We start from the raw sequence: 1678 nt of genomic DNA on the forward strand, positions 1-1678 counted from the left end.
CTTCGCCCAGCTCGGAGACTTCATCGTCTACAAGGCGCGGCGGGTCGGTGTCCCGCTCGTGTTCGTCAACCCCGCCTACTCCTCCCGGGAGTGCGCGGAATGCGGACACGTCGACCGGCTCAACCGCGTCTCCCAGGCCAAGTTCGTATGCCGGTCGTGCGGCGTCGTTGCGCACGCCGACCGGAACGCTTCCCACGTCCTCGCCCACCGGGGCGAGAACGTGTGGGCTGCGGGGCGTGAGTCACGCGTCCCTGCCACCCCATAGGGGTGTCTGGACGGAGGAGTCAACCCAGCAGCCAGTTGGGCACTACCTCCAAGCCCGGTCCCTTCAGGGCCGGGTCAAGTTGACGGCATCTCTCCCTGGGACGGGCCGGAACGGCGAGGGGCCACAGCGTCGGACGCACCGAGAGTGACTGCTGAGCACGTACACGTCAACGGCCTGTCCCGGGTGCCAGAGGGCGTGCCACTGGAGGCCGGCCGCCCGTCTGACCAATCCCCGGGGCCATCGGGCAGAATCGGCGCTATGAGCGAGGACGCAGCAGGCGGCGAGGACCGCGGCGAGAAGCACGGGGGCGCGCCCGGCGGGCCGCGGCAGAAGTTCGATGACCGGGTCTACCGCTCGCCCGCCGGGATGGCGGGGGGCGTGGCGCTGCTGGCGCTCGCGGTCTGGCTGGTCTCGGACGCCGCGATCAACGGGCACGGGGACCAGCGGGCGCTGGCGCTCTCCGGGCTGCTGTGCGGGGCGCCGCTGGTCGTCGCGTTCACCCTGCGCCCGGCGGTGTACGCGGGGGAGCAGCGGCTGCGGATCCGGAACCCGTTCCGGACGGTGACCGCGCCGTGGGGGAGCGTGGAGTCCGTGCGGGCCGGGTATTCGTGCGAGGTCGTCGCGGACGGCGCCAAGTACCAGATGTGGGCGATCCCCGTCTCGCTGCGGGACCGCAAGAAGGCCCACCGGCACAACGAGCGGATCGCGTCCGGACAGGGGGCCGCCCCCCGCGGCGGGCTGTTCGGCGGGCGCGGGGTGCCGGACGTCGACCCCGGTGAGGCCGAGGAGAAGCGGGCCCATTCCGACCAGGCCGTGGACGAGCTGCGCGAGCTGCTGGAGCGGCACGGGGAGAGCGAGCCCGCGCAGGGCCGGGTCTCGGTGCGGTGGGCGTACGAGGTGCTGGCCCCTGCGGCGGCGGGCGCCATCGCGCTGATCGTGCTGTACGCGACGCGCTAGCGCCGGTCCGGCGGATCATGCTGGGTCGGGGCTGCCCCTTGCTGCGCGTCGCAGGCTGCGGCTGAGGTGTGGCTGGTCGCGCAGTTCCCCGCGCCCCTGAAGCGCCCCCGTGGGGCGCGGGGAACTGCGCGCGCAACCCCGCATGCACCCGCGCCTTGCGACGCAACAGCACGGGGCAGACCCGACCCGGAAGCAGCGGCAGGAAGGCCACCGTGATCCGCGGGGCGCGGCCTACTCGGCGTTCAGCTTCTCCAGGCGGGTCACCAGGAGGTCCGCCTCCTCGCGCGGGACGGGGTTGTCGAAGACGTCGACCAGCAGCTTGGGGACGTCGTGCGGGCGGACCGTCTCCTGGACGACCTCCCGGCCCGGACGGTGGGTCGTCCAGCTGATGCCGTCGAGCATGTCCAGGCGGTCCGGCTGCTGGCGCTGGATGAGGGGGCGGAGGACGAAGGGGGT

2 protein-coding genes and 1 pseudogene are annotated in these 1678 nt (G+C 73.1%); 2 read left to right on the forward strand and 1 reads right to left on the reverse strand.

What is annotated here, in order from left to right; translation table 11 throughout:
• A partial coding sequence (locus G5C65_RS36880; protein WP_165303395.1) for a zinc ribbon domain-containing protein occupies positions 1 to 265 on the forward strand: 265 nt, incomplete at its 5' end.
• A 258-nt stretch (positions 266 to 523) separates the two neighbouring features.
• The gene (locus tag G5C65_RS36885; RefSeq protein ID WP_165303396.1) at positions 524 to 1222 is read left to right on the forward strand and encodes a PH domain-containing protein; all 699 of its coding nucleotides are present in this window, start codon (positions 524 to 526) and stop codon (positions 1220 to 1222) included.
• A 231-nt stretch (positions 1223 to 1453) separates the two neighbouring features.
• On the opposite strand, the pseudogene G5C65_RS36890 reads toward G5C65_RS36885, so the two are convergent.
• Positions 1454 to 1678 (reverse strand): annotated as a pseudogene (locus G5C65_RS36890) (arylamine N-acetyltransferase); the annotation flags it as partial.

Origin of the sequence: Streptomyces boncukensis (genome assembly GCF_011045075.1) — a bacterium.
In the GTDB taxonomy this organism is placed as follows: Bacteria; Actinomycetota; Actinomycetes; order Streptomycetales; family Streptomycetaceae; genus Streptomyces; species Streptomyces boncukensis.

What these genes read in the sequence shown, in the direction of transcription:
- G5C65_RS36885 (WP_165303396.1), top strand. Translation starts at nt 524, where the DNA reads ATGAGCGAGGACGCAGCAGGCGGCGAGGACCGCGGCGAGAAGCACGGG.